At 69.1% G+C, this 25,776-nt stretch carries 21 protein-coding genes and 3 pseudogenes; 5 read left to right on the top strand and 19 right to left on the bottom strand.

The features are described from left to right. Positions 1-64 precede the first annotated feature (64 nt). Positions 65-1,279: a cytochrome P450 gene (locus ACWC94_RS16460; protein ID WP_450797236.1), complete on the bottom strand. Its 1,215-nt coding sequence runs from the start codon at positions 1,277-1,279 to the stop codon at positions 65-67. A gap of 674 nt (positions 1,280-1,953) precedes the next feature. Between ACWC94_RS16460 and ACWC94_RS16455 the strand changes: the two genes are divergently transcribed. After that, positions 1,954-2,826, top strand: a complete 873-nt coding sequence (locus ACWC94_RS16455) for an SAM-dependent methyltransferase (RefSeq protein ID WP_450797235.1) — start codon at positions 1,954-1,956, stop codon at positions 2,824-2,826. Between the two features lie 71 nt (positions 2,827-2,897). Here the strand turns inward: ACWC94_RS16455 and ACWC94_RS16450 are convergent, their stop codons facing one another. The 9 genes and pseudogenes from ACWC94_RS16450 to ACWC94_RS16410 form a co-directional block, all read right to left on the bottom strand. Then, positions 2,898-4,118 (bottom strand): carboxylate-amine ligase, encoded by a 1,221-nt coding sequence (locus ACWC94_RS16450; protein WP_450797234.1) that lies wholly within the window; start codon positions 4,116-4,118, stop codon positions 2,898-2,900. Between the two features lie 317 nt (positions 4,119-4,435). Next, positions 4,436-4,579 carry a hypothetical protein gene (locus tag ACWC94_RS16445; protein ID WP_450797233.1) on the bottom strand — a complete coding sequence of 48 codons (144 nt, stop codon included), beginning with the start codon at positions 4,577-4,579 and terminating at the stop codon, positions 4,436-4,438. 52 nt (positions 4,580-4,631) lie between these two features. After that, positions 4,632-5,624, bottom strand: a pseudogene (locus ACWC94_RS16440) (carbamoyltransferase C-terminal domain-containing protein); the annotation flags it as partial. A gap of 144 nt (positions 5,625-5,768) precedes the next feature. After that, entirely contained in the window at positions 5,769-6,332 is a 564-nt protein-coding gene (locus ACWC94_RS16435) for a LysE family translocator (protein ID WP_450797232.1), read from the bottom strand. 198 nt (positions 6,333-6,530) lie between these two features. Then, on the bottom strand, positions 6,531-7,505 hold the full coding sequence (locus ACWC94_RS16430; protein ID WP_450797231.1) for an antibiotic biosynthesis monooxygenase: 975 nt from the start codon (positions 7,503-7,505) through the stop codon (positions 6,531-6,533). Positions 7,506-7,511: 6 nt separating this feature from the next. Then, positions 7,512-10,229, bottom strand: a complete 2,718-nt coding sequence (locus ACWC94_RS16425) for a molybdopterin-dependent oxidoreductase (RefSeq protein WP_450797230.1) — start codon at positions 10,227-10,229, stop codon at positions 7,512-7,514. After that, entirely contained in the window at positions 10,226-11,053 is an 828-nt protein-coding gene (locus ACWC94_RS16420; RefSeq protein WP_450797229.1) for an FAD binding domain-containing protein, read from the bottom strand. Before ACWC94_RS16420 ends, ACWC94_RS16425 begins: the two co-directional genes overlap by 4 nt. 762 nt (positions 11,054-11,815) lie before the next feature. Continuing rightward, entirely contained in the window at positions 11,816-13,078 is a 1,263-nt protein-coding gene (locus ACWC94_RS16415; RefSeq protein ID WP_450797228.1) for a cytochrome P450 family protein, read from the bottom strand. A gap of 555 nt (positions 13,079-13,633) precedes the next feature. Continuing rightward, a complete protein-coding gene (locus tag ACWC94_RS16410; protein ID WP_450797227.1) occupies positions 13,634-13,810 on the bottom strand; it encodes a hypothetical protein in 177 nt (58 codons plus the stop codon). A 598-nt stretch (positions 13,811-14,408) separates the two neighbouring features. Between ACWC94_RS16410 and ACWC94_RS16405 the strand changes: the two genes are divergently transcribed. Together ACWC94_RS16405 and ACWC94_RS16400 are read left to right on the top strand one after the other, a co-directional pair. Further along, positions 14,409-14,780: a peptidoglycan-binding domain-containing protein gene (locus ACWC94_RS16405; protein ID WP_450797226.1), complete on the top strand. Its 372-nt coding sequence runs from the start codon at positions 14,409-14,411 to the stop codon at positions 14,778-14,780. Between the two features lie 97 nt (positions 14,781-14,877). Further along, a pseudogene (locus ACWC94_RS16400) lies at positions 14,878-15,026 on the top strand (ATP-binding protein); the annotation flags it as partial. A gap of 63 nt (positions 15,027-15,089) precedes the next feature. Here ACWC94_RS16400 and tpg read toward each other — a convergent pair. The 4 genes from tpg to ACWC94_RS16380 all read right to left on the bottom strand — a co-directional run bounded on the left by tpg (position 15,090) and on the right by ACWC94_RS16380 (position 19,651). After that, the gene (gene tpg, locus ACWC94_RS16395) at positions 15,090-15,647 is read right to left on the bottom strand and encodes a telomere-protecting terminal protein Tpg (RefSeq protein WP_450797225.1); all 558 of its coding nucleotides are present in this window, start codon (positions 15,645-15,647) and stop codon (positions 15,090-15,092) included. Between the two features lie 9 nt (positions 15,648-15,656). After that, positions 15,657-17,918, bottom strand: coding sequence for a telomere-associated protein Tap (gene tap / locus ACWC94_RS16390; RefSeq protein WP_450797224.1), 2,262 nt, complete (start codon positions 17,916-17,918; stop codon positions 15,657-15,659). A 315-nt stretch (positions 17,919-18,233) separates the two neighbouring features. After that, entirely contained in the window at positions 18,234-18,725 is a 492-nt protein-coding gene (locus ACWC94_RS16385) for a hypothetical protein (RefSeq protein ID WP_450797223.1), read from the bottom strand. 224 nt (positions 18,726-18,949) lie between these two features. Beyond that, positions 18,950-19,651 carry a Clp protease N-terminal domain-containing protein gene (locus ACWC94_RS16380; protein WP_450797222.1) on the bottom strand — a complete coding sequence of 234 codons (702 nt, stop codon included), beginning with the start codon at positions 19,649-19,651 and terminating at the stop codon, positions 18,950-18,952. Between the two features lie 125 nt (positions 19,652-19,776). On the opposite strand from ACWC94_RS16380, the gene ACWC94_RS16375 reads away from it, so the two are divergent. Then, the gene (locus tag ACWC94_RS16375; protein WP_450797221.1) at positions 19,777-20,427 is read left to right on the top strand and encodes an HAD family hydrolase; all 651 of its coding nucleotides are present in this window, start codon (positions 19,777-19,779) and stop codon (positions 20,425-20,427) included. On the opposite strand, the pseudogene ACWC94_RS16370 reads toward ACWC94_RS16375, so the two are convergent. The 5 genes and pseudogenes from ACWC94_RS16370 to ACWC94_RS16350 form a co-directional block, all read right to left on the bottom strand. Continuing rightward, positions 20,392-20,652, bottom strand: a pseudogene (locus ACWC94_RS16370) (GNAT family N-acetyltransferase); the annotation flags it as partial. The gene ACWC94_RS16375 and the pseudogene ACWC94_RS16370 overlap by 36 nt on opposite strands. A 131-nt stretch (positions 20,653-20,783) precedes the next feature. Then, positions 20,784-21,968 carry a hypothetical protein gene (locus ACWC94_RS16365; protein ID WP_450797220.1) on the bottom strand — a complete coding sequence of 395 codons (1,185 nt, stop codon included), beginning with the start codon at positions 21,966-21,968 and terminating at the stop codon, positions 20,784-20,786. Positions 21,969-22,383: 415 nt separating this feature from the next. Beyond that, positions 22,384-22,743: a hypothetical protein gene (locus ACWC94_RS16360; RefSeq protein ID WP_450797219.1), complete on the bottom strand. Its 360-nt coding sequence runs from the start codon at positions 22,741-22,743 to the stop codon at positions 22,384-22,386. A gap of 117 nt (positions 22,744-22,860) precedes the next feature. After that, positions 22,861-23,505: a hypothetical protein gene (locus ACWC94_RS16355; protein ID WP_450797218.1), complete on the bottom strand. Its 645-nt coding sequence runs from the start codon at positions 23,503-23,505 to the stop codon at positions 22,861-22,863. Between the two features lie 121 nt (positions 23,506-23,626). Beyond that, the gene (locus ACWC94_RS16350; RefSeq protein ID WP_450797217.1) at positions 23,627-24,421 is read right to left on the bottom strand and encodes a hypothetical protein; all 795 of its coding nucleotides are present in this window, start codon (positions 24,419-24,421) and stop codon (positions 23,627-23,629) included. 111 nt (positions 24,422-24,532) lie between these two features. Between ACWC94_RS16350 and ACWC94_RS16345 the strand changes: the two genes are divergently transcribed. Continuing rightward, complete coding sequence (locus tag ACWC94_RS16345; RefSeq protein WP_450797216.1) at positions 24,533-25,573, top strand: helix-turn-helix domain-containing protein; 1,041 nt, start codon at positions 24,533-24,535, stop codon at positions 25,571-25,573. The last annotated feature ends 203 nt before the right edge of the window (positions 25,574-25,776 follow it).

Here is a 25,776-nt window from a genome sequence, read left to right as displayed (position 1 = left end):
GTCGGGCGGCGCGTCACTCATGCGGAGTACTGCTGGGCGGGCCGGGTGCCGGCCCGCCCGGGATTCACCAGGTGACCGGTAGGCGCAGCGGGAAGCGGCGGATGGTCTCGGTGTCCCATCGGATGTCGTCGGGGTCGATGTCGAGGCGCAGGTGGGGGAAGCGGGTCAGCAAACCGGTGACCGCGCTCTCCAGCTCCGCCCGCGCGAGCGGTGCGGCGAGGCAGTGGTGCCCTCCCCAACCGAAGGTCATGTTGGGGTGTGCCGGCCGTTCGAGGTCGAGCGTGTGCGGGTCGGGGTACACCGACGGGTCGCGGTTGGCGGCCAGGTACGACACGTGCACGTAGTCGCCGGCTCTGATGACGGTTCCCTCGACCTTTACGTCCTCCAGCGCGATCCGTGGAATGCCCACGCCCTTGCGGAAGGGGATGAACCGCAGGAGCTCCTCCAGCGCGCCGGGGAACCGGTCGGGGTCGCGCAGGAGCGCGGCCCGCTCCTCGGGTCGGATCAGCAGCTGGTAGGTGATGTTGCTGATCTGGCAGGTCGCCGTGTCGTTTCCGCTGAGGATGAGCGTCACGGCGAGCACCGCCAGCTCGTCGTCGCTCAGGGGCTCGACGCCCGACGGCATGGGGGCATTGGCCATCGCGCTGAGCAAGTCCTCGCCTGAGGAGTTCCGCCGGGCCGGGACCATGTCGGCGAAGTACGCACGCAGGCAGGCTTTGGCGTCGGCCGCGTCCTGCTGGGTGTCCGGCGAGGTGGCCAGTAGCCGCATGGTCCACGCACGCAGTTCCTCGCGGTCGGCCTCAGGGACGGCGAGCAGCTCGCAGATCGTCACGTGGGGCAGCGGGACCGACAGGTGGGCCACCAGATCCACGGGTGGCCCCGCCTCGGCCATCGCTTCGAGCAGCCCGGCCACCACCCGGTCCACGGCCGGCCGCATGTCTGCCACCCGCTCCCGTGTGAACGCCTGGGCTGCCACGTGCCGCAGCCGGGTGGCGTGCGGCGGGTCCGTCACGTTGATCGATTCGGGCGACACGATGGGTTCGGGCGTCATCCTCGGGTAGTCACGTCCGATGATCGCCGCCCGGCTGAATCGCGGATCGCACGTCACCTGACGGACTCCGTCGAAGCTGGTCACCAGCCACGCCTCGGCCTCGCCATAGGGCAATCGGATCCGGCTGACCGGACCGCGCTGCGCCAACAAGGCGAGCGAGGGGTCGAACTCCAACGCGTGAGCGAAGTCGAAGGGACAGTCGAGTACTGCCGGGTCGTGGAGCGGCATACAGCCTCCTTCGTGCGCCGCCAGGCGCATCACTTCCGAGGTGTCGGTCCTTCCCCCGCCGGCCGTTCAGCTGGCGTTGCGGCGGCCGCGTGGGGCTGAAGTCGTGGTGCGAGCAGCCGTAGAGGCCAGGCTTGACGGGCAGGTGTCACCCGGACTCCAAGGTCCCGGCGTCCATGCCGAAGACACCGCCGATCCGATCCCCGCCGTCCCTTGCCGGCCTCGTGCGGGAGCCGTGTCCGGGCTCTCCCGGTGGAAGGTCGACCGGTTGGTGAGGACCGGGGGCTCGTCCGCGCCCTTTCGCTGAGATGCGAAAGGGCGCGTGTCCGGTCAGCTCTACGGCCTACGTGATGACGGCCTGGCCGGTTACGGTCTCTTCGGGCCCGTCCCCATCCGGGATGCCGCCTCGTCCCTGACGCCAGCGTCGGAGAGGAAGGCCTGAACAAGGTCACCTCTCCCAATATGCGGTAGATCGACCTTCCTCGCAGAACAGGCGCTTCAGGCAACGAACTCGGCCGGTGATGGGACGAAGCCCTACTGGAAACGGCTGACCGAAGTCGTTGGTCAGCGGTGACACCCGTCCGCCCATGCGCACAGCCGATACACCGATGGCGGATAGTCACCGATGATCACAGGTGGGGAGAATCGCCCGTGCCGATGCAGGGAAAGCAGCCGTCATGAGCGATCGCACGAGGGATGACAGCAGCGCACCGGACCTGGAGGAATCGACCCGCAGCTACTACGAGACCAGCGATGTCGACGCCTTCTACGACGCCGTCTGGGGTGGTGAGGACATCCACGTCGGCGTCTACGCCCACACCCGGGAGGCGATCGCCAGCGCCTCGCACCGCACCGTGCAGCACGCCGCGGACCGGGTCGCGGACGTGCTCGGCCCGGACGCCACCGTGCTCGACCTCGGGTCGGGGTACGGCGGTTCCGCCCGTGCGCTCGCCGAGCGCTTCGGCTGCCGGGTGGTGGCCCTGGACCTCAGCGAGGAGCACAACCGGCGCCACCGTGCGGCCAACGTCCGACGCGGCCTGGACGGTCTGATCGAGGTCGTCACCGGATCCCTCAACCGCCTCCCCTACGAGGCGGAGCGCTTCGACGTGGTCTGGTCCCTGGAGGTCCTGTGCCATGTGGCCGACCGGGACGCCGCACTGGCCGAGGCGGTCCGCGTGCTCAAACCGGGCGGAGCGCTGGTCTTCTCGGACATCATGACGGCCGAGGACACTCCGGCCGAGGCCGTGCGGCTCGCCCTGTCCCGTCTGGGCGTGCAGAGCCTGGCAACGCCCTCCTTCTACCTGGAAAGCCTGTCCGGGCTCGGCCTGGAAGCCGGCTTTGAGGACCGCACCGCGGACCTCACCACCCACTACGCACGCCTCGAGGAGGAGGTGCGCCGCCGCACGCCCGAACTGCGCGGCGTCATCAGCCCGGCCTACCTCGACGACCTGCTGGCCAACCTGCCCCTGTGGACCGACATCACCCGCCGGCGACTGCTGCGCTGGGGCCTCTTCCACGCCCGTCACACGATGGCGAAAGCCCGCCCCTGACACAGCGTCGACAAGCCGTGCCGGCGGCGCTCCGACTCCGATGGACCGCCTGACGGCCAGGCGGTCCCGGATCATTCGAGGACGTCGAGGCCGGGCTCGGTGGGGCGGGGGCGGTCCGGAGCTACGGCGGCCGTCCCGATCAGGTAGTCGACGACGTCGATGTGACTGTCCCGCCGGCGAAAGGCCGCTCTTTGGCGGTCGGCGCCGTTTCCTTCGGCGCGGAGGCGCGTGTGTGCGGCATGCAGGAGCGAGTGGTCATCCGAGGCCGCCACGGCCGGCAGAGCGGTGTCCCAGAGACGGCCGAGGTGTACGGCAGCGGGTTCGAGCCGGCCGGTGTCCAGATTGATGCTCTTTCCGCTCAGTCCGTCCCGCGCGGCGCGCCAGCATGCGGCGCGCAGCATCTCCGGCTGCGGGCGCGGGGCGGCCTGGGAGTTGTGGATGGCAGCCATGGCGGTGATGGCGAGGCCTTTGACCGTGCCGGCGAGCAGCAGGGTGTCGTCCACGGTGGGTGCGGCGTCAGCGATACGGATCTCGAGGGTGGGCACGTGGTGGGAGGGGCGGATGTCCCAGTAGAGGCCACCACGGTCCAGGAGAGTCTCACTCGCGACGAGGCGGTCGAGGAGGTCCTCGAAGTGGCGGGGAGACTCGAAGTAGGGAGGCGGCCCCGCGACCGGCCACCGGCCCCATGTCATGGTGCGCCAGCTGGCGTAGCCGGTGTCCTTGCCCTCCCAGTAGGGAGAGTTGGCGGTCATGGCCAGGAGAGTGGGGAGCCAGGGACGCAGGTGGTTGCTCAACCGCAGTGCTGTGGCCACGTCGGGGACGCCGACGTGGATGTGGCAGGCGCAGACGCTCTGCTCGTGGTCCAAGGCGCCGAACCTGGCCAGGCTTTTGGCGTAGCGGACCCCAGGAGACAAAGGCGGTGGGTTGAGCTGGCCCAGGATGGGTGTGCCGCTGGAGATGACGCGCAGCCCCAGCCGGGCCGCGGCGCGCGCGACGGCGTTGCGGGTCGTACGCAGCTGTTCCCCCAGGTCCGCGAGGGCCGTGTGCGGATCGGTGCGGACCTCGACCTGGTAGAGAGTGATCTCGGTGGTGACGCGGTCGCCGAGATCCCCGGCCGCCTGATCCACCACCTTGTCCGCTTGCGGACTCAACTGCCGCGATACCGGGTCCACCAGCAGATACTCTTCTTCCACCCCCAGGGTGACCTCAGTCGAGCCGGCCGCAGGCCGCTGGCGGCCTGCGCTGTGTACCGACGGCTGCGCGCCGGCGGCTGTGCCCTTCTCGCTCTGCATGGCAACCAGTCTGTCACTCAGAGTCATTCATCTGGAGTGTGCCGCAACGCCAAAGGAACGCACACGCGAGACAAAACGCAGCTGTCCACGGTGTGGCTCTCGGCTCAGCCGATCGGCGGTGTCGGCGCGGGGAACGGCAGACCTCAGGCTGATGAACCCCGGTTCGCGGGGGGTCGGGGGGCAGGTGGGCGTGCGCTCCTCGGTTTCGTGGGAGACGCTCTGCCCACCTCGAAAGCCTCTGTTCTCGCGGTGGGCAGCCCGGTCGGCTCGGCGGCCGGCGGGGCGAGCCCGTGCCGTGCCGATCCGCGAGTCCCCTGTCAGGGAGACGGGGCCGTACTGATCCAGTAGGTGTCGGCCTTCTGGTCCCACTTTCGGGCAAGCGGATCGCGTACGAGTCGGCTCAGCAGGCCGATCGGCGTGATCAGCAGAAAGTACGTGATGGTGAGGAGTGCCTTGCGCATCTGGTCCCCTGCCTTTCTCTTCGGCGATGGTTGGCGCGGGCGGTGGTCTTCGTCAGTCGAGGGGGATGGCCTCCCGCCAGTCGGTCTCCTCGTGCCACTCGGGCTGGTCTGCCTTGTGGAGCACGAAGGTGCCGACCGCGAGCAGGTCGACGTCGGTGCGCATGAAGCAGGCGTATGCCTCGGCGGGCGAGGCCACGATCGGTTCGTCGCGCACGTTGAACGAGGTGTTCAGCAGGACCGGGCTCGAAATAGTCCTTGGCGTCCTCGGCGAGCACCGAGGGTGCGAACGGCCGGAAGGACTCCCGGAACTTGATCTTGAGGTTCATGGCGGACTGCATGGCCGGATCCCGCGGGTCTCCGATGACCGACCGGGCCCCGAGCGCCCGGGGCCCGCACTCCATCCGCCCCTGGAACCAGCCGACGATCCTGCCGTCGGCGAGCCCTTCGGCGACCCGTCGGCAGAGCTCTTCCGGATCCAGACGGGTGTACGGAAGCCGCCGGCTGTCCAGGTAGGCGGCGATCTCCTCATCGCTGAACTCCGGTCCGAGCAGTGAACCGGACATGCCGTCGCGGCCGGTGCCCACGTGTGCCCGGGGCGCGCCGAGGTCCGCGGCAACGGCGAGGGCCGCCCCGAGCGAGCCCCCGGCGTCGCCCGCGGCGGGCTGAATCCAGACCTCGTCGAAGATCTGCTCGTTGATGACCTTTCCGTTGGCGACGCAGTTGGCGCCACGCCGCCGGCCAGGACGAGGTGCCGCTCACCGGTGAGCTCGCGGGCGTGCCGGGCCAGCAGTACGACCACTTCCTCGGTGACCTGCTGCACCAAGGCCGCCAGGTCGAACTCCCGCTCGATGAGCGGCCCCTCCGGTGTGCGCCACGGTCCGCCGAACAGCCGCTCGAAGCCGCGGCCGGTCATCACCTGACCGCGCAGGTACTCGAAGTAGCGCAAGTCGAGCCGGAAGGAGCCGTCCGGCTCGATGTCGATCAGCTTTTCCTTGATCAGCTGCGCGTAGCGGGGCTTTCCGTAGGGGGCCAGACCCATGAGCTTGCCTCATGGAAGTACATCAGTAGGGAAGCCAGCGGATGTCGCCACGGTCGTCGAACTTCTCAGCGTACTGCAGCATTTGCGGAGTCAGGGCAGCACGAGGGGACATGACGGTCTCCGTTCGGGAAAGCGGTGATTGTCCGGCGCCTATGGGCACGCAGCACCACAGAGCCCGGTTCGCAGGGAGTGGAAGAAAGGGGTTCGATGCGCAGCTGTGCACGTCAGGCTGTAAGGATGCGCAGCGCAAACCCCGCCAACGCGGCGCCCATCGCATACCGCTGAGCGCGCTGCCACCCTGGCCGATTGCGCAGGAAACCCGCGATCGAGCCGGCGGTCAGCACGTACACGGGTGAGGGACTGCGTCGCGACGTGGCCGCGCGCCGGGTTGACGAACTGCGGGAGCAGCGAGACGTACATGATGGCGATCTCGGGATTCAGCAGTGTCGTGCCCATCCCCATGGTGAGGAGCTTGCGCGGCCTGTCCACGGGCAGCGCTTGGGGATCGAAAGCCGACACACCGCCGGGCCGCACCGTCTTCCACGCCAGCCAGAGCAGGTAGGCGACACCGGCGATCTGGATCGTCGTGTACAGCGCGGGCACCAGCGTGAAAACCGTTGTGTTTCCTGCGATGGCAGCCGCCAGATAAACGAGGAAACCTACGGCAATACCCATGAGGGAGATCAGTCCGGCGCGGCGTCCTTGCGCGATCATCGCACAGCCAGGTCTGCAACAGCAGATTCCCCGGTACACCAAGGTGGGGGGCTACCGGTGTCGGTACATCCGCGAAGGATCACACATCGTGTGACGAAATATCAGGTCACCAGATCGATGTCGACATCCAGAGGGTGTGTCCGCATCCTGATACCGCCTGAATGTGTGAATCATCAACATGCAGGTGGCGCCCACTGGTCAGGGCAGCGTCCAGAACCGGACTGTGACGAGGTAGAAGAGGGCTGCCCAGAAGGCCATCGCGACCACGACGATGCCGAGTCCACGGACGTTCGTCCTTGCCGCTCGTTCGTCCGGTGGTGGCCGCAGCCACCGCCCGAGCAGCGGGTTCACGTAGTAGGGCATGGTGAAGAAACTCATGATGAAACTCGACAGCAGATTTCCCACGAGCAGGCCGATCCAGAGCGGCATGTGCAGCGGGGACAGGGCGAGCGTCAGCAGCACGACCGTCGGGTACAGGCCGACCCAGACGGCGAGGGAGGTCCTGGTCTCGGAAGGCGGCGGCGGTGCCTCCTTGCCGTTGCCCTCGAAAGCGAACCAACTGCCGAACGAGTTGTCGATCGTGCGCAGTGTGAAGTCGCTGAACTTCTCGCCCTCGGCAAGGATCTCCCGCCGTTGGGGCGACGTCAGCCAGGCGTCGAGGTGCTCGGCGCTGTCGTAGCGGTACAGCGTGGTCCATTCCTCCTGGAGGCCCTCGATGGGACGGAAGAGCTCGGTCCCGCGGAACCCGTCGAACTTGCTCTCCTCCTGGACCATGTGGTGCTGCCAGACGAGGAAGTCGTCGATCTGGTGCGGGTGGACGCGGTGGGTGACCACCACGGTGACCAGCGGATCCAGTGACTGGGTGCCGCTGCTGACCACCTGCTGGGTCGCCGGGCCGTCGAAGTACTTGGCGCCGACATCGAGATACGTCTGCCTGGTCGCGCTGTTGATCCACGCCTGCAGATGCGCCACCGAGTCGAACCGGTACACGACGACCCAGTCGGGTTGCAGCGGTGTCGGCGGGGAGACCTCGGCGCCCAGGAATCCGGGGTAGTAGGCGGCCGCGGCGTTGAGGTCCTGCTGCCATCTCTCGAACTCCCGCTCCGTCCCGGGCAGCACCTTCTGGCCGATGATCGCCGTGGCCGCGGCAGCCACGTTCTTCTGGGTGTTCATGGTGGTTCACCCTGTCGACACCGACTGCTCCGCGAGGAGCCGGCCGTAGATGCGTTCCGGCGTCAGCGGCAGCGCACGGTAGCGGACACCCGTCGCGTCATGGACCGCGTTCGCGAGTGCGGGGGCCACCGGGTTGATACAGCACTCCGCCATCCCCTTCGCCCGCATGGGTCCGACCGAATCCGCCGAGCCCACGAGGAGGACCTCGGTACGGGGGGTGTCGGCGTAGGTGGGGATGCGGTAGTTCCGGAGGTTCGGGTTGACCATGACGCCGCTGTCGTCGACATGGTGGTTCTCGGTCAGTGCGAAGCCGATCCCCTGGGCGACACCGCCCTCCACCTGTCCCCGGACCTGCGCCGGGTTGATGATCACCCCGGCGTCCGCCGCCTGCACGCTGTACAGGATCCGGATCTCACCCGTCACGCGGTGCACGGCGACCCGGAACCCCTGCGTGTTGGAGGTGACGCTCCGGGGCGAGCCGTATGCCTTGCGTGCGGCGGTGAACCGGATTCCACGCGCCCGGGCCAGCGCGACGAGCTCGGCCAGCGACACCCGCCGGTCCCCGCAGACGACACCGTCGTCGTCCATCGTGCACATCACGACGTGGACGCCCGTGTGCGCCGCGGCGAAATCCAGAATGCGGTCGCGCACGGCATTGGCCGCCCGCAGGACCGCGTTGCCCGCCACGAACAGGCCCGCGCTCGCGAAGGCTCCGGTGTCGAATCCCGTGCGGTCGGTGTCGGACTGCACCAGACGGATCCGCGACGGTGTCGTGCCGAGCTGGTTGGCCGCGATCTGGACATGGGCCGTGGAGGTGCCCTCTCCGAACTCGACGGTCCCGACCGCCAGTTCGTAGATGAGGTCGTCGCCCAGCGTGACCCAGGCCTCGGAGAGGTGCTCGGTCGGGGGCGCGGTCTCGTGCAAAGAGCTGGCCACGCCGGTGCCGACGAACCACTCGGGGCCGGGGGGCGGCTGGCCGGCCGTACGGGCCAGGGCGTCGCCCACCAGGTCGATGCACTCCGCGAGTCCGTCCTCCGTGAAGATCACGTCGTCGGGGCCGTCGTGCAGGGCGACCAGGGGCTCCCCCGGACGCACGATGTTGCGTCGGCGCAGTTCGAGCGGGTCGATGTGCAGGGCGCGGGCCAGTTCGTCCATCGCCGACTCCACGGCGAACGCCGGCTGCGTCATGCCGTAGCCGCGCAGCGCCCCGCTCGGCACGGTGTTCGTGTAGACGGAGTACGCGTCGTACTTCTTGTGGGGGCAGCGGTAGATCATGACGGCGGCACCGCCCGCGTACACCGTTTCACCGCCGTGGTTGCCGTAGGCGCCCGTGTTGGAGACGTTGCGTACCTGGAACGCGGTGAGCGTGCCGTCGGCCTTCGCGCCGAGCTTGACCGTCAGCGTCATCGGATGCCGCGGCGAGGCCGTGGTGAACTCCTCCTCACGGGTGTACTCGAGACAGGTGGGCCGCCCTGTGTCCAGGGTGGCGAGCGCGACCAGGTCCTCCGCGATCACCTCCTGCTTGCCGCCGAATCCGCCACCGACCCGCTTGCAGAACACCCTCACCTGGTCCGGGCGCAGCGCGAACAGGTACTCCAGTTTGACCTTCGCGATCGAGGGCGACTGCGAACTGGTGCGGACGTTCAGCCGGCCGTCCTCCATCCAGGCGATCGAGCCATGGGTCTCGAGATGCGCGTGCTGCACCCGCGGCGAGAAGTACGTGCCTTCGTGGATCACGTCGGCCGCGGCGAATCCGGCGTCGACGTCACCGATGTGCGCATGGAGTTCGACCAGGATGTTGTGGACGGGGTCGCGGACGAACGGATCGTGGGAACCGTGCAGCTGGGGGGCGCCGTCGGCCATCGCCGCCTCAGGGTCGAACACCGCCGGCAGCACCTCGTACTCGACCGCGAGACGCCGGCAGCCCTCCTCCGCCGCCCCGACCGTGTCGGCCAGGACCGCGGCGACGCGCTGGCCGGCGAAGCGGACCGTGTCGTCGAGGATGTAGGTGTCGTCCGGGTCCACGAGGTGGTCGGTGTGGATCGCCGTGGTGAAGCGTCTGCGGGGTACGTCTTCCCAGGTGTAGACCCGGTGCACGCCGGGAACCGCGAGGGCGGCACTCCTGTCGACCAAGACGATCCGGGCGTGCGCGTGGGGTGAGTGCAGCACCTTGAGATGCAGCATGCCGTCGATGTGTGTGTCCATGGTGAACTCGGCGTGACCCGTCACCACGTCGTGGCCCGCGGGCGCGCCGACGCTCGTCCCCACGGCCTTGCCCGGTACCGCCGTCTCCACCGCGCTGACGCCCTTCACGGCGTCCTCGATCGCCCGGTATCCGGTGCAGCGGCAGAGGTTCCCCTTCAACGCCCGGGGCAGATCCGCCTTCTGCTCCTCGGTGAAGGTCGCCGACGTCATGATCATCCCGGCAGTGCAGAATCCGCACTGGAACCCCGGGGCCTCCTCGAACTGCCGCTGCACGGGATGCGGGGCGCCGGGCCGTCCCAGGCCCTCGATCGTGGTCACCTCACGGCCGTCCGCGCGGAACGCGGGGGTGATGCAGCTGTGTACCGGTGTTCCGTCCAGCCACACCGTGCAGGCCCCGCAGTCACCCGCGTCGCACCCCTTCTTGACGCCGAAGTGGCCGAGCTCGCGCAGGAAGGTGCGCAGACACTGGCCCGGGGCCGGTTCCCGGTCGAACTTCCGGCCGTTCACGACGTAGGTCATGGCAGGTCCCCAGCCATGAGTTCGCGGCGAATCTCTTCGGCGAAGTGGTGGGTCAGATGGCGGCGGTGGTCGGGGGTCCCGTTGGGATCGGCGAACCAGACGTCGGCCGGTACGGCGTCGATGCTCTGCCGCAGGGTGCGGGCATCGGGCAGGGAGGCGAAGGCGATACGGACCGGCCGGGTGGTCCCGGCGGTGACGGTGAGCAGCAGGTCACTCGCTCCCAGGCGTTGCGTGCCGATGAGGAACACCGTAGAACGGCCGAGCCGGGTCAGCGTGAAGCGACGGTGCGCGGTGCATTTCCGCAGCGCGTACGCCGGAATGGTGACGCGCCGGAGAATTTCCCCCGGGGCGAGAACGTTACGGTGGTCGCCCGTGACGAAATCGAGGGCGTCGACGAAACGTACGGAGCCGTCGGTCGCCCATAGCTCGTACTGGGCCTCGAGGGCGACCGTCAGCGTGATCATTGGGCCGGCGGGCAGGGACATACAGATGTTTCCGCCGACGGTCGCCGCGTTCCAGACCTTGAACGAGGAAAGAAATGCCTCACAGCTTTTCCGGAAGAGAATTCCGGCGGTCCAGTCCTTCGGCCACGGGAAGGCGTACAGGTCGCGGATGGTGCAGGTGGCGCTGATCTCCAGGCCCTCGTCCGTCGGGACAAGAGGCTCCCAACGCAACGCCGTCAGGTCGATCAGCCTTCGCAGGTCCGGCTGCTCCGTGGAGTAGAGCCATGTGCCGCCTGCGAGCCAGGCGTCGCCCTCGTGCCAGTCCGTGCCTGGCCGCTCGGACGGTCGCCGGATTACTTCGGTGATGGTGTTGAGGTCCATGAGAACCGACCTACGGGAGAACGGACCTGCGGAAGACAACTGTCCCGTGCCACTTTTTGAGTTGATTTTCCCGCTGACCGAGGAAATGTGGCCGCCAGGCCGCACTGTTCGGGGTCACTACGTCGGGAGACCGGCGGGCACAGACGCCTTTTTCACAGCGTATCGCAGCAGGTGGGTGAGGTATGGGAGAGGGATACCGAGGGTAGCTGAAGCACCTCGCTCGGTGGCGAACACCGACTGCAGCGACACGGGCGGCCGGAAGGTGGCCGACTGGCTCGCACGGGATGTGTCGGAGCTGAGCGCGGGGAACGTCCGCACGCCGCGCGAGCCGGCGGGCCGGGGGCTGGTGGGCGGGTCGACCGGGGGTGTGCGCGGCGAAGCTGCCGCGGCCGTACCCGAAGGTGTTCCGGGCTGGTGCGGCCCTGGATCCGGACCCGCTGACCGCGGATCCCGAGGTGCTGCCGGATGCGGTGCTGCCTGGGCGCGACAGCCCCGATGTGGCTGGTCCGGCAGGTGCGAACACCGACGTCAGGCCGTTCATGGCCATCTCCGCGCAGGACCGGGACAGCCCGCCGCAGCAGTTGGAGGCGTTCGTCCGAGCTGCGGTGGGCAGCGGGTCCGCGCCAAGATCCTCGTCCGCCCCGCCGACGGCCACAACTCCCCGATCTGGGGGCGGGATGTGCCCCGGGGCGCTGGGCTGGCGGAGGACAGAACTGTCCGCGCCTTGCCACAGACCGCTGGGAGTCAGCGGGAAAACGCGCCTCAGCGCCGGGTCGGGCGCACCGGGCGGACCGGGAGCGCTTCGACGCTGTTGCCGATGAAGCTGCGCTGGCGGGGCAGTTCGGCCTCGGGGATGGCGAGGTCGAGGTCCGGGAAGCGGGTGAAGAGCCGTTCCAGGGCGATCGTGGCCTCGAGGCGGGCGAGCGGGGCGCCCACGCAGTAGTGCGCGCCCTGGCCGAAGGAGAGGTGCCGGGCCGCGCCGGGCCGGGTGATGTCGAAGCGGTCGGCGTCGGGGCCGTGGAAGGCCTCGTCGCGCCCGGCGGCGGTGTAGCCGGCGAGGACGGGGGTGCCCTGCGGGATTACGGTGCCGCCGAGGGCCAGGTCGCGGGTGGGGTAGCGGAAGGGGAACCAGCTGACCGGGCCGTCCCAGCGCAGCGTCTCGTCCACCACGTCCGACCAGGTGGCCTTGCCGTCCAGGACCAGTGCCAGCTGGTCGCGGTGGGTGCACAGGGCCCGTACGGCGTTGCTGATCAGGTTGAGGGTGGTCTCGTGGCCGGCGACCAGCATCAGGCGCATGGTGCCGATGAGTTCGGCCTCGCTGAGCCGGTCGCCGCCGTCCTCGCGGGCGGCTATCAGGGCGCTGGTCAGGTCGTCGCCGGGGACGGCCCTGCGGGCGGCTGCGATCGTGCCGAGCAGTTCCATGAGCTCGTGCACGGCGGCCATCACCTCCGCCGGGGTGGTGTCGGTGGCGATGACCACCGTGTAGGTGAGGTCGTGCAGCCGGCCGCGGTGCTCGGGGTCCACGCCGAGCAGCTCGCAGATGACGCTCATCGGAAGCGGGAGCGCGAAGTGGGTGCGCAGGTCCGCAATGCCGTCCGGGTCCTCGGCGGCGGCTCGGCCGAGGTCGTCGAGGAGGCCGGCTGTCAGTTCCTCGATGCGCGGTCGCAGCCGCTCCACCTGGCGGGCGGTGAAGGCGTTGCCGACGAGGGAGCGCAGTCGGCGGTGGTCGGCCCCGTCGGCGGTGTGCATGCCCTGGGCGTTGGCGAAGACCCGTAGGGGCCAGTCGGCGGGGATCCTGCCGTCGTTCAGGGCCGGGCAGTGGCGGGCGTCCTTGGCCACGTCGGGGTGGGAGAGGAACTCCTTGAGCGCGTCGTGCCCCAGGACGACCGCTGCGGGCACCCCGCCGGGCAGGACGACGTCCGCTACGGGCCCCCGGGCCCGAAGGTCGGCGTTCAGGGCGTGCGGGCATCCGCCGGCGGGGTCGACGACGTGGGCGGGTGCGGGAACGGGGGTGTGGGAGGACAAGCCGGGACTCCTGACCGTATGGACGAATACCGGCCAACTGTGCGGTGTCGGGGACTGGTTGTACAAGTCCGACCCGCCGACGTCTCGGCCGAGGCCTGGTCCGTCCGGCCCGCCGGCGTCCGAAGCCGGGGCCCGGCGACTCCGGCGTCGCCTTCGGTCTTGGGAGCCGGAGCCTGGCCTGGTCCGACCAGCCGGTGTCCGAGCCGCGGGTCGGGGGCAGCACCCCGGAAGCCCCAGCCGACTCCGCCGGCGCCTGCGACGGAGGCGACCACGGTGGGCCCGCGTCCACCCCGCACCACAGCGACGTTCGTAGCGTATGCGCAGGCGTTTGAAGTGGCGGGGTCAGGCGACGGTGCGCTCGACGACCCGGCCCACCGCGCCGCGTCCGCGATCCCCGCTTCGCCCCTCTCGACACCCTCCGCTTCGGCCACCCTGATGACACAGCGGCCTGGTTGGCGTCCCTCTGATCCGGCGGCCCGGGCAGCGGGGGCTGCTTCGTCGACGGGCTGGCATCCTGAATCCGCTCACGCCGGGGACCTTGGGGACCTTCGGTTGTCAGCGCGTCAGGCGGTGTGCCCGACGGGGCCACGGCATCACGTCCCTCAGGTGCCGCCACCACCGCACTACCGCCGGCGTGTCCGCCGTGTAGTTGACGGTCGGCACGTGCTGCCAGTCCGACAGCGGTGCGAGCGGTGTTCCTTCGGGTGAGTACTTCTGGGGCACGTCAGGCATGGCTCCTCCTAGGGCCGGTGCGTACCGCAGTTCTTGCGCCGGTCGTCGTCCGACCGAGTTGCAGGGCTGGACCCGAAGCCGGCCACACCCTTCACTACGGGATGGTACGTGTAAATGCCACTACCGCCCGGCCCCGTGGAACCTGACATCGATGGGACCTTCCCACCATCCGGCGGTGCGACTGCGCTCAAGGTTGTGCTGGACGGCGAAGCACAACCAGTCATCTCCATTGGTGTCCCGCCCGTAGCAGACGACGGTGCAGGCGATGGGGCGGAGTACCAGCAGAACGCGGCCCGGTACGCGCACCCCCTGAAAGGCGGTATGTTCTATGCGTCAAGATCGACAACGTTCGCGGTGAGGCGGAAAGTGGTTCGAGGCTTTCCACCAACCCGCTGAACCGGTCGGCTGGTTGCATGGGAGGCGACCGCGACGGCGTGCGTTCGGCATGAGCACCGCCGGGGGGCCTCGTATGACGCCCCGCATGTGGGCGGCACCGTCCCTGCGCCGGGCCGGCGACTTGTGATCACTACTACCAGGGGGGCCGAGGGCAGTGACAACGACGTCTGCGTTCGCGCCCCCGTTGAAACGGGTGGATTGAATGAACCGAACTCTGAAGCGATGCGTGAACGCGGCTGCGGCGACAGCCGTGGCGTTCGCCGCCCTGGTCACCGTGAGCGGAACCGCTCAGGCGAAGCCGGGCGTGGCCAACCTGCGCTACGGCGCCACCGGCCAGGGCGTGAGGTGTGTGCAACTGGCCATCCAGGAGGCCGGTATGGGAACGGTGAGTGACCTCGTGACCGTCGACGGTGTCTGGGGCCCCCGGACACAGGACGGGGTCATCGAGTTCCAGGAGCACCACGGGATCAGGGCGGACGGCGTCGTTGGACCCGTAACCGGTCAGTACATGTACGAGTTGCTGCGGGACGACCTGTACCACCAGAAGTGCTACAACTACCTGCCGACCGGCTGAGAGCGGCCTGACACGGACACCGCCGGCCCGATCGACTGACCCCCTTCGAGCCGGCGGGGCTCCCTCACAAGGCGACACCGGAACCGACGAGGACACCATCGTGTGGTTCAACGGCACCCATGGCGCGGGCAAGACGACGACCAGTGCGCTCGTACAGCAACTGACCCCGGATTACGGGAATTCGACGCCGAGAAGAAGGAACGACCTGTCGGCGTGGAAGCCTCGCAGGTGGCAACAAGCCTTCCTATGCGGCAACGAGCGTGCTTCGGCTCGACATGATGCTTTGGCCGGCTCTGCGGGGTGCGTCTGCTACAGGTCGAACTCCACGTACTCGATGTCCGTGAGGCGGACCTCCTCCAGCTGGCCGGCCCGGCGGCCATCGTCCTGGAAGTACACCTCCTTGAGCCCTTCGGCCGCGATCTCCGTGAGCTGCTGGTCGCCGGCACCGGCCGCCTGGGCTTCGAAGAGGCGGGCGGCGTAGCGGGGCGGCAGTGCCACGGTCAGGTGGCGGAGCCGTGCATCGTCCGTCGACCCGATGGGCGCGGTGTAGCCGATGCGGGCCTGGGTGTCGATGACGATACCGCCGGTCGTCGCCGCCCTCTGGCGCGCCCTGGCGCGGACCTGCGGCTGCCACCGCTTCTTCACCTCGCGCTCCAAGCGCGCGGCGAGGTCGGGCCGGGGCTTCTTGATCTGGTCCTTCACGTACCGTTCGACGGTGCGCTGGGAGATGCTCAGCAGTTGGGCGACCGCCTTGGTGCCCTTGAGCTGCTTGACCAGGTACCGCATCTGCGCGCCGGCGCTCTTGGGCGCCGGGCGGGTGAACGCCTTTTGCACCGCGGCGTCCAGCCCGTCCCCGAACAGGGTCATCGCCCTCCCCTACTCTCCGTTGTCGGCGTCGGTGACGGTGCCGTCCTTGATGTACCGGGCGAGGTTGAGCTCCGGCGCGTTGAACCGCTCGCGTACCTCTTCGCCCCACAGGACGGTCTGGGTGCCCTCGTGCTTGACCAGGCCGGGGTTGATGCCGAGCTTGAAGCCGCCGGGCAGCGGCTTGCCGTCCCGGTAGGGCAGGAAGTCCAGCGGCGACGGCCCGTCGGACGCGTACACGACGCAGTCGGACAGGATCGCGACCGGGTACTGCCCGGTGAACGCCGCGTGCTTGACGATCTTCCTGTGGAGGTTGATCCGCGTGCGGGAGATGACCGCCGCGCGGATGTCCGGCCGCCATGTCGGGCGGGACAGCGCGCGCCACGGCCGGCCCGGCCGCCAGCCCTCGCCGCGCGGGCGCTCGCGGAGCTTGCCGATGCCGCCCTTGACCGTGGCCTTGATCGCGGAGACGACGATCGCCAGCTGCGGGTCGCGGTCCTTGTAGCCGTCCATGGCGGCCAGGAAGTCGGCCGGCGCCATGTCCGCGTGCACGCCGAGGTCGGCCATCGTGGCGAGGAAGGCGTCACGGAGCCGGTTGTACCAGCCGTCCAGATAGCGGCCGTTCTCGTGGCGGACCCACGCCTCGATCGGGCGCACCTCGTAGCCCAGCTCCACCGCGTACGCCACGGTCGGCGTCGTGTACCAGGCCGGGCCCTCGGGGTCCTCGCCCTTCGGGGTGAAGGGGCTGGGCAGCAGACTCGCGTCCAGGTCCGCCCACTTGTCCTTGCCGACCTTTACCCGGGACAGGTCGACGTGGGACAGGTCGACCAGCCACGATCCGGGCAACTTCGGGTCGAACACCGGGTTCTTGACGTGTGTGGGCGCACCGAGGCCCACGGTCAGGCCGTTGGCGCCGGCGCCGAACGCGACGTTCACGTCGATGCCGACCAGGTGCCGCAGGGTGCATTCGGCATCGGTCATCGGCCGTGCCCAGTCGTACGCCTCCTCGTACAGCTTCTCCGCGGGACCGCGCACGTGGAACCGCGGCAGGTCCGCCAGGATCGGGTGCCCGTCCGGGGCCTCACACGGCGCGCAGTCCACCGGGTCCTTGCCCAGCGAGCCGGGGTTGTGCTCGGAGTGTCGGCGGCCGTCGGCGTCGGGCTCGGAAGCGCGGGTCGGCGGGTGCAGCGCGGTCATCAGCTCCAGGCCGGTCACGGCCGTGGAGCCGCGCGGCGTCATCACGCGGGAGGCGTACACGCCCAAGAGCCGGGCGAGTTCGGCCGGCGCGAGCTGAGCAGCATTGCCCCAGTGACGGGAGTCCAGCGCTTGCCAGGACGGGATGCACAGCTGGACGCAGGCCCGCTCCGAGCCCTGCGCCGGGCGGTAGATCCGCGCCCACGGTCCGAAGCCCCTCTTGGTCAGCTTCCAGTCGGCGCGGGCGAGCTGTGCGATGACCTTGTGGCCCTCCGGAATCCGACCGGCGAGCCGCTCCTCATCGGTGAGGGTGACCGGCAGGCCGTAGCGCTCCAACGCGGACTCGGTGAGCACGAGCAGCGGGTCGGCGTCCTTGCCCGGGCCGGACAGCCTCGGCTGCCCGAGCTTGGCCTCCTTCAGGGTCCACTCCACCAGGGCCGGGAGGGACTTGGCCGGCACGTCCAGGACCAGGCCGCCAGTGCAGTACGCCACCGCTTGGCCGTCCTCGACGTCGACCACCGCGAGCGGCCCATGCGCGAAGCGTGGATCCGCGCCGCCCGCCGGATTGTTTGTCGGGGGGGCCTTCCGTACGGTCGGGTGGCGCGACGACGACGGCTTGGCGGTGCGCGCCGGACGCGTCACGGCAGCCGGAGCAGTGGTGTCTGCGGTGCCTGCGGTGGGGCGAGCCCGGGTGTTCTCGGATTCAGTCATGTCCGCGGCCTCGGGTGCCGGGGCCGCGGACAGGGTCCGCGCTTCCGGCGACGGGGCCGCTGGGCCGGTGAGCGCCTCCGGCACCGCCGGTTCCTGCACGGGTGTCGCCGGGTTGGCGTCGGCGGGGAATTGCTCCGCCCATCCGTCAAGGAGTCGCTGATATGCCTGGCGGCGCGGGGGGCGTGGCTCGGAGCGGCCGGCCTCCCAGTTCTTCACCGTCTGCGTCGTCGTCTGCAGTACCTGCGCGAGCCGGGCCTGGGTGACCCCGGCCGCTTCGCGCAGTCGGGTCCGTTCGGCCGCTTCGGGCAACTCCGGCTCTCCCGCGAGCAGCGCGTCCACGGCTGCGAACAGCTCATCCTCCGTCGGCATGGCTCACCTCCACACTGAATCCTACCACAATTTACCCACGGATTTGCCGTTACTTTTATCTTTCGATTTACCCTTTAATGTGCGAGCAGCGTGCCGCCTCTGGTCGCCCAGTCGTCCGGCCCACCCACATACAGCTGCGGTCCGCGAACACCCGATGTGTTCGAAATGTCGGACGAGGTTCGCGGCTGCGGGTGGGGAGCGGCCCGCGCGCCCCCTCTGGCCCCCCCGCCCCCCGCCCCCCCCACACACCGCCGCGCCCCCCCAACACCCGATGTGTTCGCGCACCGCAGACTTCAGGAAGCTCGCCTCACCCCTCTACGGGTGGTAGATCTCCTGCATGGCGGTGATCTGGCTCTTGCTGTTGACGCGGTAGTAGAAGTACGGGCTGTTGGCGAGCCTGTGGTTCACCAGCCACTTCGGGGCGACCTTCACGGTCGTGGTGTCCTTGAGGACCTTGACGGAGGCGCCGGACGCGAAGGCGAGCGACCGGGCCGCTCCACTCGGGGTGTACACGACGTCCTCGTCGTTCTCCGTGTTCACCTTGCACGTCTCCGGGGTGACGCGCACCACGGTCCTGCCCCGGACGCTCTTCGCGGAGTCCAGCTTGAAGAAGTGCTTGTACCCCGCGGGCAGGTAGCACGGCCTCCAGGCCGCAGACCCCGTGGGGCTGGCCGAACCGGCTTGGACGTACACGTCCGGGGCGTTTGCCGTTCCACTCGGGCTGGCGCTGGAAGACCCGCACGTGGTGGCGAGGAGCGCGGCGGAGGAGGCGAGGACGACGGCGACGGAGACATAACGGTGCTTCATGAACATCCTCTGCTAAGAAGGCCATGCTGACGCAAAGGGAGATACCGGACCGCGGGCATGGGTTTCACCGACCGTAGGCTGTGACGGAACAGTGACAACCACCACACGGCGACGACAGGAAGACACCGAACGGACCGCCACCGTGCTTCCCATGGGAAGTGAGTCGACGTGTCGGCTGCCTCTCACCCACCGTGTACCACAAGCGGCGGCTGATCGTTTCGCTCCTACTTGTCGCGCCCGGCGAGCCGTTTGGTGATCTCGGTCTTGACCGTCTCGTGCAGCTCGTCCGACGTGAAGCCGAGGTTGCGCAGGATCTGTGCGGCCCCGCTCTCCTCGACGCGGATCAGGCCCAGCAGCGTGTGTTCCGTGCCGACCCAGTCGTGGCCGAGGTCGGCCGAAGCGCGGCGCGCCTGCTCGATGACCTCCTTGCTCTCCGGCCGGAACGCGATGTGACCCCTCAGCGCCTTCTCCCCGGCCGGCGGCATCGCTTCCTCGATCGCGTCGCGGATGCGTTGCTCCGACTCGGTTTTCGCCACCAGCACCTCATAGGCCAGGCCCCGCGGTTCGCCGAGCAGGCCCAGCAGGATGTGTTCGGTGCCGATGAAGTCGTGCTTGTGCGTTCGGGCGGCCTCCTGCGCCAGTACGACGCTGTGCCGGTTCAGGTTGGTGAACCGCTCGAACGCGGCGGGCGCGTGGCGTTGCTGGGCGGCCTGCTTGGACACCCCTATGGCGTCGCCGATCTCGGTCCACGAGGCGCCGGCCTGCTTGGCCTTGCTGACGTAGTGGTCGATGAGCTGGTCACCGAGATCGGACAGCGTCTGAGCACGAAGTCGCGCCTCGCTGATACGGGCCAGTTCGTTGGCCTCGGGCAGCTCTTCATCGAGGCGGGCGATCAGGTCGGCGAGGTTCACGTCGAGTGGACTCATGCGTCAATCGTAAGTTGACGATAGGTCACCGTCAACTTGTAATTGACGCCGTTTCGGGTGCGCGCGTTGCGGGGCTCGGCAGTTGGGTGACGAGCGGACGGGTGGGTCGATGGCATGATCAACGGGTGACCAGCGAATTCGTTCAGCCCAGTTCCGGGAAGTACGTCCTGTTTGATGTCGACGGCACGTTGATCGACGCGGTGGACAACCAGCGTCAGGTCTGGAAGACGTGGGCGGGTCGATACGGGCTGGATCCTGACGCGGTGTACGAGCTGGCGCTGCGGACGCGGCCGATGGAGACCTTCGCGGAGGTCGCCCCGGGCCGGGACCCACAAGAGTGCCTGGCTGTGCTGCATGAACTGGAGGACGACGACGTTCGGTCGGGTGTCTACGAGGCCTTCGATGGTGCGTCCGAGCTGCTGTCCACCCTGCCTTCGGGATGCTGGGGGCTGGTGACGTCCAACTATGAGCATCGGGTGCGTGGACGGTTCGCCCGGACCGGCCTGCCGGTTCCCCGCGTGCTCGTGGATGCCGCCGCCGTCGACGAAGGCAAACCGTCGCCGGTCCCCTATGTGCTGGCCGCTGAGCTACTTGGTGCCAAGCCGGAGGAATGCCTGGTCATTGAGGACGCGCCGTCGGGCATCGAGTCCGGGCGACGGGCCGGGATGACGGTGTGGGGAGTCAACACTCCGGTCGCGTTGGACGGCGTGCACCGCCAGTACGAGAGCCTGCGCGAGGCGCTACCCGACATCCTGGCCTTCGTGGCCGGAGGTTAGACGCAGGTCGATCCAGGGCACGGTGTCGCCCTCACGCAGCAGACAGCGCTCGAGCTCGACGAAGCCGTGCTGGTCGGCGGAGCGCTCGTAGAGTTGGGTGCCGAGGCCGCGGCGGCGGTACTCGGGCAGGACGCGCGCGATGACCGTGGCGGTGGCGCCGTTGTCCTCGGTGGGCGGGCGCACGGTGGTGCAGCCGACGAGGACCTCGCCGAGGTAGGCGACCTCCGGGGCCGGGTCGGTCCTGGGGCCTGGCGGGTGGGTTATGGGCGGAGCCAGAGCCGGATCGATGCGGGTTTACGGTGCCGTGGGAGATGCAGGCCCTCACGAGGTGCCGTGGCGGGACCTGCCTGAAACGATCAGTTGGTGCTTCCGGATCGAGGCAGAGGCGACCCGATCGCCTTCTTGAGGAGATCCTCACAGGTGAATCCGGGGTTCCAGGAGTCGTCTTGGTTCAGGATGCGGTCGATGACAGGGGTGTCCTCCGCGACGTCGTGGGTGGGCTCGTACTGGCAGAACTCCTGGTCGACGACGCGCTTGGAGTCGGTGGTCAGCAGAACTCCGTTGGAGGAGAGAATGGTCTCCGTGGTGTCGCTGTCGTCGAGAACGTAGCCGACGAAGGTGTAGTGACCGTCGTGCTCGACGTTCAGATGCGGGAAATCCGGGTCCTGCCGAATGCCCTCCTGCACGACCACGGCCGGGACGCGGTCGAGGGTGATCACCTGGGCGGGCAGCCACATGCGGTCGTCTGACTGCTTGAGCAATGACCACGTCATCAGGACGGCGACCGGGAGAAGGGTGTACGTCGCCACTCCCCACATACGCCAGGGGCTGCGGGCGGGCGCAGCCGGTGTCTGCGCCGGGTCCGGGGCGCAGGTGTCCTCGGTGGTGCCGTCCGTTGTGCCGTCCAGGCTGGGTCGCCGGGACGTGGACCGGCGTCGCCAGGCACGGAGCGCGAGCGCGCGGCCGACGTACAGCACCGCGAGCCAGGCGTAGATCCTGAACAGGTCGACGGGCTGCCAGGTCCACTTGTTGTCGGTGTCGTAGAACTCTTCCAGGTAGGCGGTACTGATGAAAGCCGCGAAGGTGCCTGCGAGCAGCCAGAGTGCCGCCCGGCGGTGGTCCCAGATGACGCGGCGGAGCCAGGTGCGGGGAGGGGATTCCGGGCGTTCGAGGAGGAGCCGCATCAGGAGGAACGCCGTCAGCGCCCCGCCGATCACACCGATGAAGCGGATGAAGGTGTCCAGCACCAGGGCGCTCACGTTGAGCGTGCCGAGCAGTTCCAGCATGGTCGTACGGTCGCCGTGAGCGATCAGATAGATCCGCGTGCCGGCGATGAGTGTGGGCAACAGGCCGAGGAAGAAGAACAGGTACTCGGCGAGGCCGGCTTCACCTTGCCCCGGATCGCTCCCCGTTAAGTGGTCCGGTCCGTCACCCGGGTCGGGCTGCGCGTCCGGGTTCGTGTGCGGGTCCGTGCCGGTTGTGGTCTCCGTATCGGCTGTTGCGGTGGCGGATGTACCGCCGACGCCCTCCCCGCTCGTCACGCGAGGCCCCCCTCTCCTGTCCCGTTGTGGGCAGATGCCAACGTAGCGGGGCGCGGTGGGTCTGGCCAGGCGCTGGGTCCCGGCTTCGTTACCGCCGGCCCGCAGCGTCGGTAGCCGCTCTGGCCGCCAGTCCCGGCCCATCGCGATCCGCGCGTCCTCGTCGCCCTCCTCGTCCAGCGGACGCGGCCCTCCTGCATCCTCCCCACCCAGTCAGGGTCGGTGAGGCCACCGGCCTCGTCCCGATGGGCTCGATGCACGGGGCCTGGTCAACAGCGGGCAGCCGAAGTCGGCCTTCACCGGGTCGGCTTCGTCGTCAGCCACGCCGTGGGTATGGCAGTGGGCGCTGTAGGGGTCCTGGATCTCGCCGGAGGGCGCGGTGGCGATGTCGTAAGACCTCTTCATGCCCCAGCCGGGTTCAGCATGGGGAGGCGCCGATTTCACGGATGCCCCCTCCGGGGCCGGTGGCGAGGTACTCCAGAAGCCGGGTGAGGCAGTTCGCAGCCAGTTCCTGTGCGTGGTCGTCGCCGAACTCGCCCGTGCAGGGCTCGTCTTCGTCGACGACGTCGGCCGGCTCGAAGGCGGTCTCCCACATGCGCGGGACCGACCAGCGGTCGGCATGCGTGGTGAACCGGATACGGAGGGGCCAACTGCTCCCGTCAGGGGTGACGCCCCTGACCTGGATGGTGCCGGACTGCGGGCATTCGATGGAACGCCCACGCAGCGCGTCAGCGGTCATCCGTGCGGCGCGGGCGGGTGAGAACGACACGGCGGTCATACCGGGAGGCTAACGCGGACGGGTGGGTGGGCAGTGCCCCGCCCTCAGGTCCGGTCAGCGGCGTTCGGCGCCGTCCGGGAGCTTTCCGTGGCAGGCGATGCGTGGTCGCCCTCCCTCTCAGTAAATGGTTACGGACACCCCACACAGGCCGCGTGCGTCCGCCGCCGCCTGCCGCCACATCCGGAGCGGTCCGTCCAACACGCTCTCCTCATCCTCGCGGTAGTCCAGCCAGTCCTGGTCCTCGGCCGCCGCGCGCTGTTCTGGGGTGAAGCCCAGTGCCCGCTCGACAGCAGGCAGCGTCTCGCGCACCTCTGCGGAAGTGAGCAGGAAGTTGCCGCACCAGCCAGGCAGGAGGACGGCACGCTCCGGGCCTGTGGCGTGAAGGAAGGATCTCAGCGCGAACTCCTTGCTCTGGACGGAAAGGAAGATCTCCTCAGCGCCAGTTACCAGGTCCCACACGTCCGTGAGCAGTGAGAAGTCGTCGTCGGGCGACAGGCCGTCGTACATCTTCTGCACGTGGCCCCCGGAAGCGGTCAGCTCGTGGAATGAGTCCAGCGCGTCCGCCTCCCTTCGGCAGGACCGGCCGAAGGGATTCCACCAGGTCCGGAAGTCGGGCAGAGGCTCCCGGCACCAGCGGTCCCAGCGTTCACGTGTGAACGGGTCGTCCCGCTCCGCGGCGATCAGCGGGAGCAGCCGCGGAGCAAGTGTCCTGATGAAGTCGTCGTTGTGGGCGGTGATGGACCAGGCCGAGGTGATACCCATGTGAGGACCGTACGAGGTGTCACTGACAACCGGCTTCCAGCGAAGCCGACCTGACTGTCCCCCACCCCGCAGTCAGTCGGCTTCCTTGTAGCCCGCCGATCCGGCCGGGACCGCTACGGGCTCATCCGTACGAGTGGGGCGGGTTGCCGTACCGCGTGGCCGACCCGGAGACGCCGTGCGCCGGGCCGGCGGTGGCCGCATCAGGGCCAGCGCGGCCCGTCTCCGCTTCCGCCTCCGTACGGTGGGCCGGTCCCGTCCGCGCGTCCTGGGTACCGGTTCCGCCGCGCCGGTTGTGTCCCGGCGCGGCTGGTTCCGTCGCAACGGTGTGCCGGGGCCGGCCCGGGTCAGTCGGTGGTGCTGCCCAGAGCGATGGTGCCGTCGGTCCGGCCCACCAGGGGACTGTGGATGCTGTCCTGGTGGGTGAAGACCGAGAAGTTCGCAGGCCAGTCCTGTCGAGGCGGGGGAAGGAGGGCGTGGCACCGAGGGTGATCCGCCAGCGGTAGGTGGTGTGTGCGGGAACACGGATCGGGGTGTGCAGCGGCCCGAAGTCGGCCTCTACGGTGCCGTGGTCGGTGGCGCCGATACGCGGAGGCACCGACGGAGCGTTCAAGGCCTTGACGCCCACGGTGACCTTCTTGGTGTCCAGGCCCCTCGGACCGACCGGGGACACCTCGAGCAGGCCGGTGTAGTCCCTGGCCGTGCCGCTTTCGTCGGCGACCGCCAGCTCGATGGTGCTGGTGGAGTAGCCCCGGCTCAGCGGTGCGTCGGGGGACGGCGTGGAGTGGGAGATGGACAGCGGCGCGGAGGCGGGTGCGGCCATGGCGGCAGGCATGACGCCCACGACCGGGACGAGGGCGGCAACGGTGGCGGCACCCAGCAGACCGAGACGGCGGGCAGCCGGACGGTTCAAGGACATGCTTCCCCCAGGAGCGTGTGGTGTCGGCTCTTTGGTGGCGCGTCGTGAGCGCGGCGCCCGAACAGGCTGCGCACCTGACGGCCCTGCCCAGCCCTGTGGTTGACTACCCTCGTGTTGCCTGAAACCGTCTTCACCACCAAGGAATTGCCGGCGAGCGACCGTTTCGAGGCGTGGACGGAGCAACTGGGGCGTACGCACGCACCGATGCACCTGAGCAGCGATCGCAGCGCCGACTACCGGGGGCACCAGCGCGTGATCGGGCTGGGCGAGGTGACGGTGTGGCCCGCGACCTTCGACCACCTGGTGTTCCGCCGGACGCCGAGGCTCGTGCGCCAGTCCGACCCGGAGTTCTTCCACCTGTCCCTGTTGCGGCGCGGTGACGGCGCGGCAAGCTGGGGCAGGCAGCACGTGGGGTACCGGATCGACGACTTCCACGTGAACTACTCGTCCCGGTCCTACGAGATATCCACCGGTCCCGACCCGGTCACCATCGTCGGGGTGGAGATCCCGCGCGCCGCGGTGGACCTCCCGGCCGGCCGCGCGGACGGGGTGGTCGGACGGCGGATATCCGGCCGCGAGGGCATCGGCGCGTTGCTCGCGGGGCTGCTCGTGCAACTGGCCTCGGACACCTCCTCCTACCGGGAGGCCGACGCCGAGCGGCTGGGCAGGGTCGTCACCGATCTCGTCACCGCCGTCTTCGCCCATGCCGTGGACGCGGAGCCGCACCTGGCGCCCGAGACGCAGGACCGCGCCCTGATCCTGCGCATCAAGTCGTTCGTCCAACAGCATCTGGGCGATCCGGATCTGACCCCCGCGAAAATCGCCGCGGCCCACCACATCTCACGCAGCTACCTCTACCGCCTCTTCCAGCAAGAGCAGCTGACCGTGGCCTCGTACATACGCGACCAGCGGCTGGCCCACGCCCACCAGGACCTCACCGACCCCCGTCTGCGCCAACTCCCCATCCACGCCATAGCCACCCGCTGGGGCTACCCGCGCCCCGGCGACTTCACCCGGGCCTTCCGCACCGCACACGGCATCACACCCAGCGAGCTGCGCGACCAGTTGCCGACCCGAACAGCCGTGGACGGAATGCACACCGAAGTGGACGCTGTGCGAATGACAACCGCCGACGCACAGGCACATCATTGATCCCGGTCGCTCAACAGGCCCAGTGCCCCAAGCGCGCCAGGGTCACGGGGGTGCCCTGCCCCGCCCACGGCACAACGGCCCCTCAACGCCGACGGCGTCCATCCCCCCCTCAACAGATGGACGTCGTCGGCGCAGCCGTGTCACCACCCCGCGCACACCCGCTGAACGCCCGGTGCGCTCATACCCTGAAACGAGAGCGGGCC

The sequence above is a fragment of the Streptomyces sp. NPDC001135 genome (assembly GCF_053598395.1).
The sequence above is the reverse complement of the archived record's forward strand: the minus strand, read 5'-3'. Positions and strand labels throughout refer to the sequence as shown.

Excerpts from the sequence above, each read along its gene's own strand:
- ACWC94_RS16460 (WP_450797236.1), bottom strand. The coding sequence starts at position 1,279 with ATGCCGCTCCACGACCCGGCAGTACTCGACTGTCCCTTCGACTTCGCT.
- ACWC94_RS16455 (WP_450797235.1), top strand. The coding sequence starts at position 1,954 with ATGAGCGATCGCACGAGGGATGACAGCAGCGCACCGGACCTGGAGGAA.
- ACWC94_RS16450 (WP_450797234.1), bottom strand. The coding sequence starts at position 4,118 with ATGCAGAGCGAGAAGGGCACAGCCGCCGGCGCGCAGCCGTCGGTACAC.
- ACWC94_RS16445 (WP_450797233.1), bottom strand. The coding sequence starts at position 4,579 with ATGCGCAAGGCACTCCTCACCATCACGTACTTTCTGCTGATCACGCCG.
- ACWC94_RS16435 (WP_450797232.1), bottom strand. The coding sequence starts at position 6,332 with ATGATCGCGCAAGGACGCCGCGCCGGACTGATCTCCCTCATGGGTATT.
- ACWC94_RS16430 (WP_450797231.1), bottom strand. The coding sequence starts at position 7,505 with ATGAACACCCAGAAGAACGTGGCTGCCGCGGCCACGGCGATCATCGGC.
- ACWC94_RS16425 (WP_450797230.1), bottom strand. The coding sequence starts at position 10,229 with ATGACCTACGTCGTGAACGGCCGGAAGTTCGACCGGGAACCGGCCCCG.
- ACWC94_RS16420 (WP_450797229.1), bottom strand. The coding sequence starts at position 11,053 with ATGGACCTCAACACCATCACCGAAGTAATCCGGCGACCGTCCGAGCGG.
- ACWC94_RS16410 (WP_450797227.1), bottom strand. The coding sequence starts at position 13,810 with ATGCCTGACGTGCCCCAGAAGTACTCACCCGAAGGAACACCGCTCGCA.
- ACWC94_RS16405 (WP_450797226.1), top strand. The coding sequence starts at position 14,409 with ATGAACCGAACTCTGAAGCGATGCGTGAACGCGGCTGCGGCGACAGCC.
- tpg (WP_450797225.1), bottom strand. The coding sequence starts at position 15,647 with ATGACCCTGTTCGGGGACGGGCTGGACGCCGCGGTGCAAAAGGCGTTC.
- tap (WP_450797224.1), bottom strand. The coding sequence starts at position 17,918 with ATGCCGACGGAGGATGAGCTGTTCGCAGCCGTGGACGCGCTGCTCGCG.
- ACWC94_RS16385 (WP_450797223.1), bottom strand. The coding sequence starts at position 18,725 with ATGAAGCACCGTTATGTCTCCGTCGCCGTCGTCCTCGCCTCCTCCGCC.
- ACWC94_RS16380 (WP_450797222.1), bottom strand. The coding sequence starts at position 19,651 with ATGAGTCCACTCGACGTGAACCTCGCCGACCTGATCGCCCGCCTCGAT.
- ACWC94_RS16360 (WP_450797219.1), bottom strand. The coding sequence starts at position 22,743 with ATGACCGCCGTGTCGTTCTCACCCGCCCGCGCCGCACGGATGACCGCT.
- ACWC94_RS16355 (WP_450797218.1), bottom strand. The coding sequence starts at position 23,505 with ATGGGTATCACCTCGGCCTGGTCCATCACCGCCCACAACGACGACTTC.
- ACWC94_RS16350 (WP_450797217.1), bottom strand. The coding sequence starts at position 24,421 with ATGTCCTTGAACCGTCCGGCTGCCCGCCGTCTCGGTCTGCTGGGTGCC.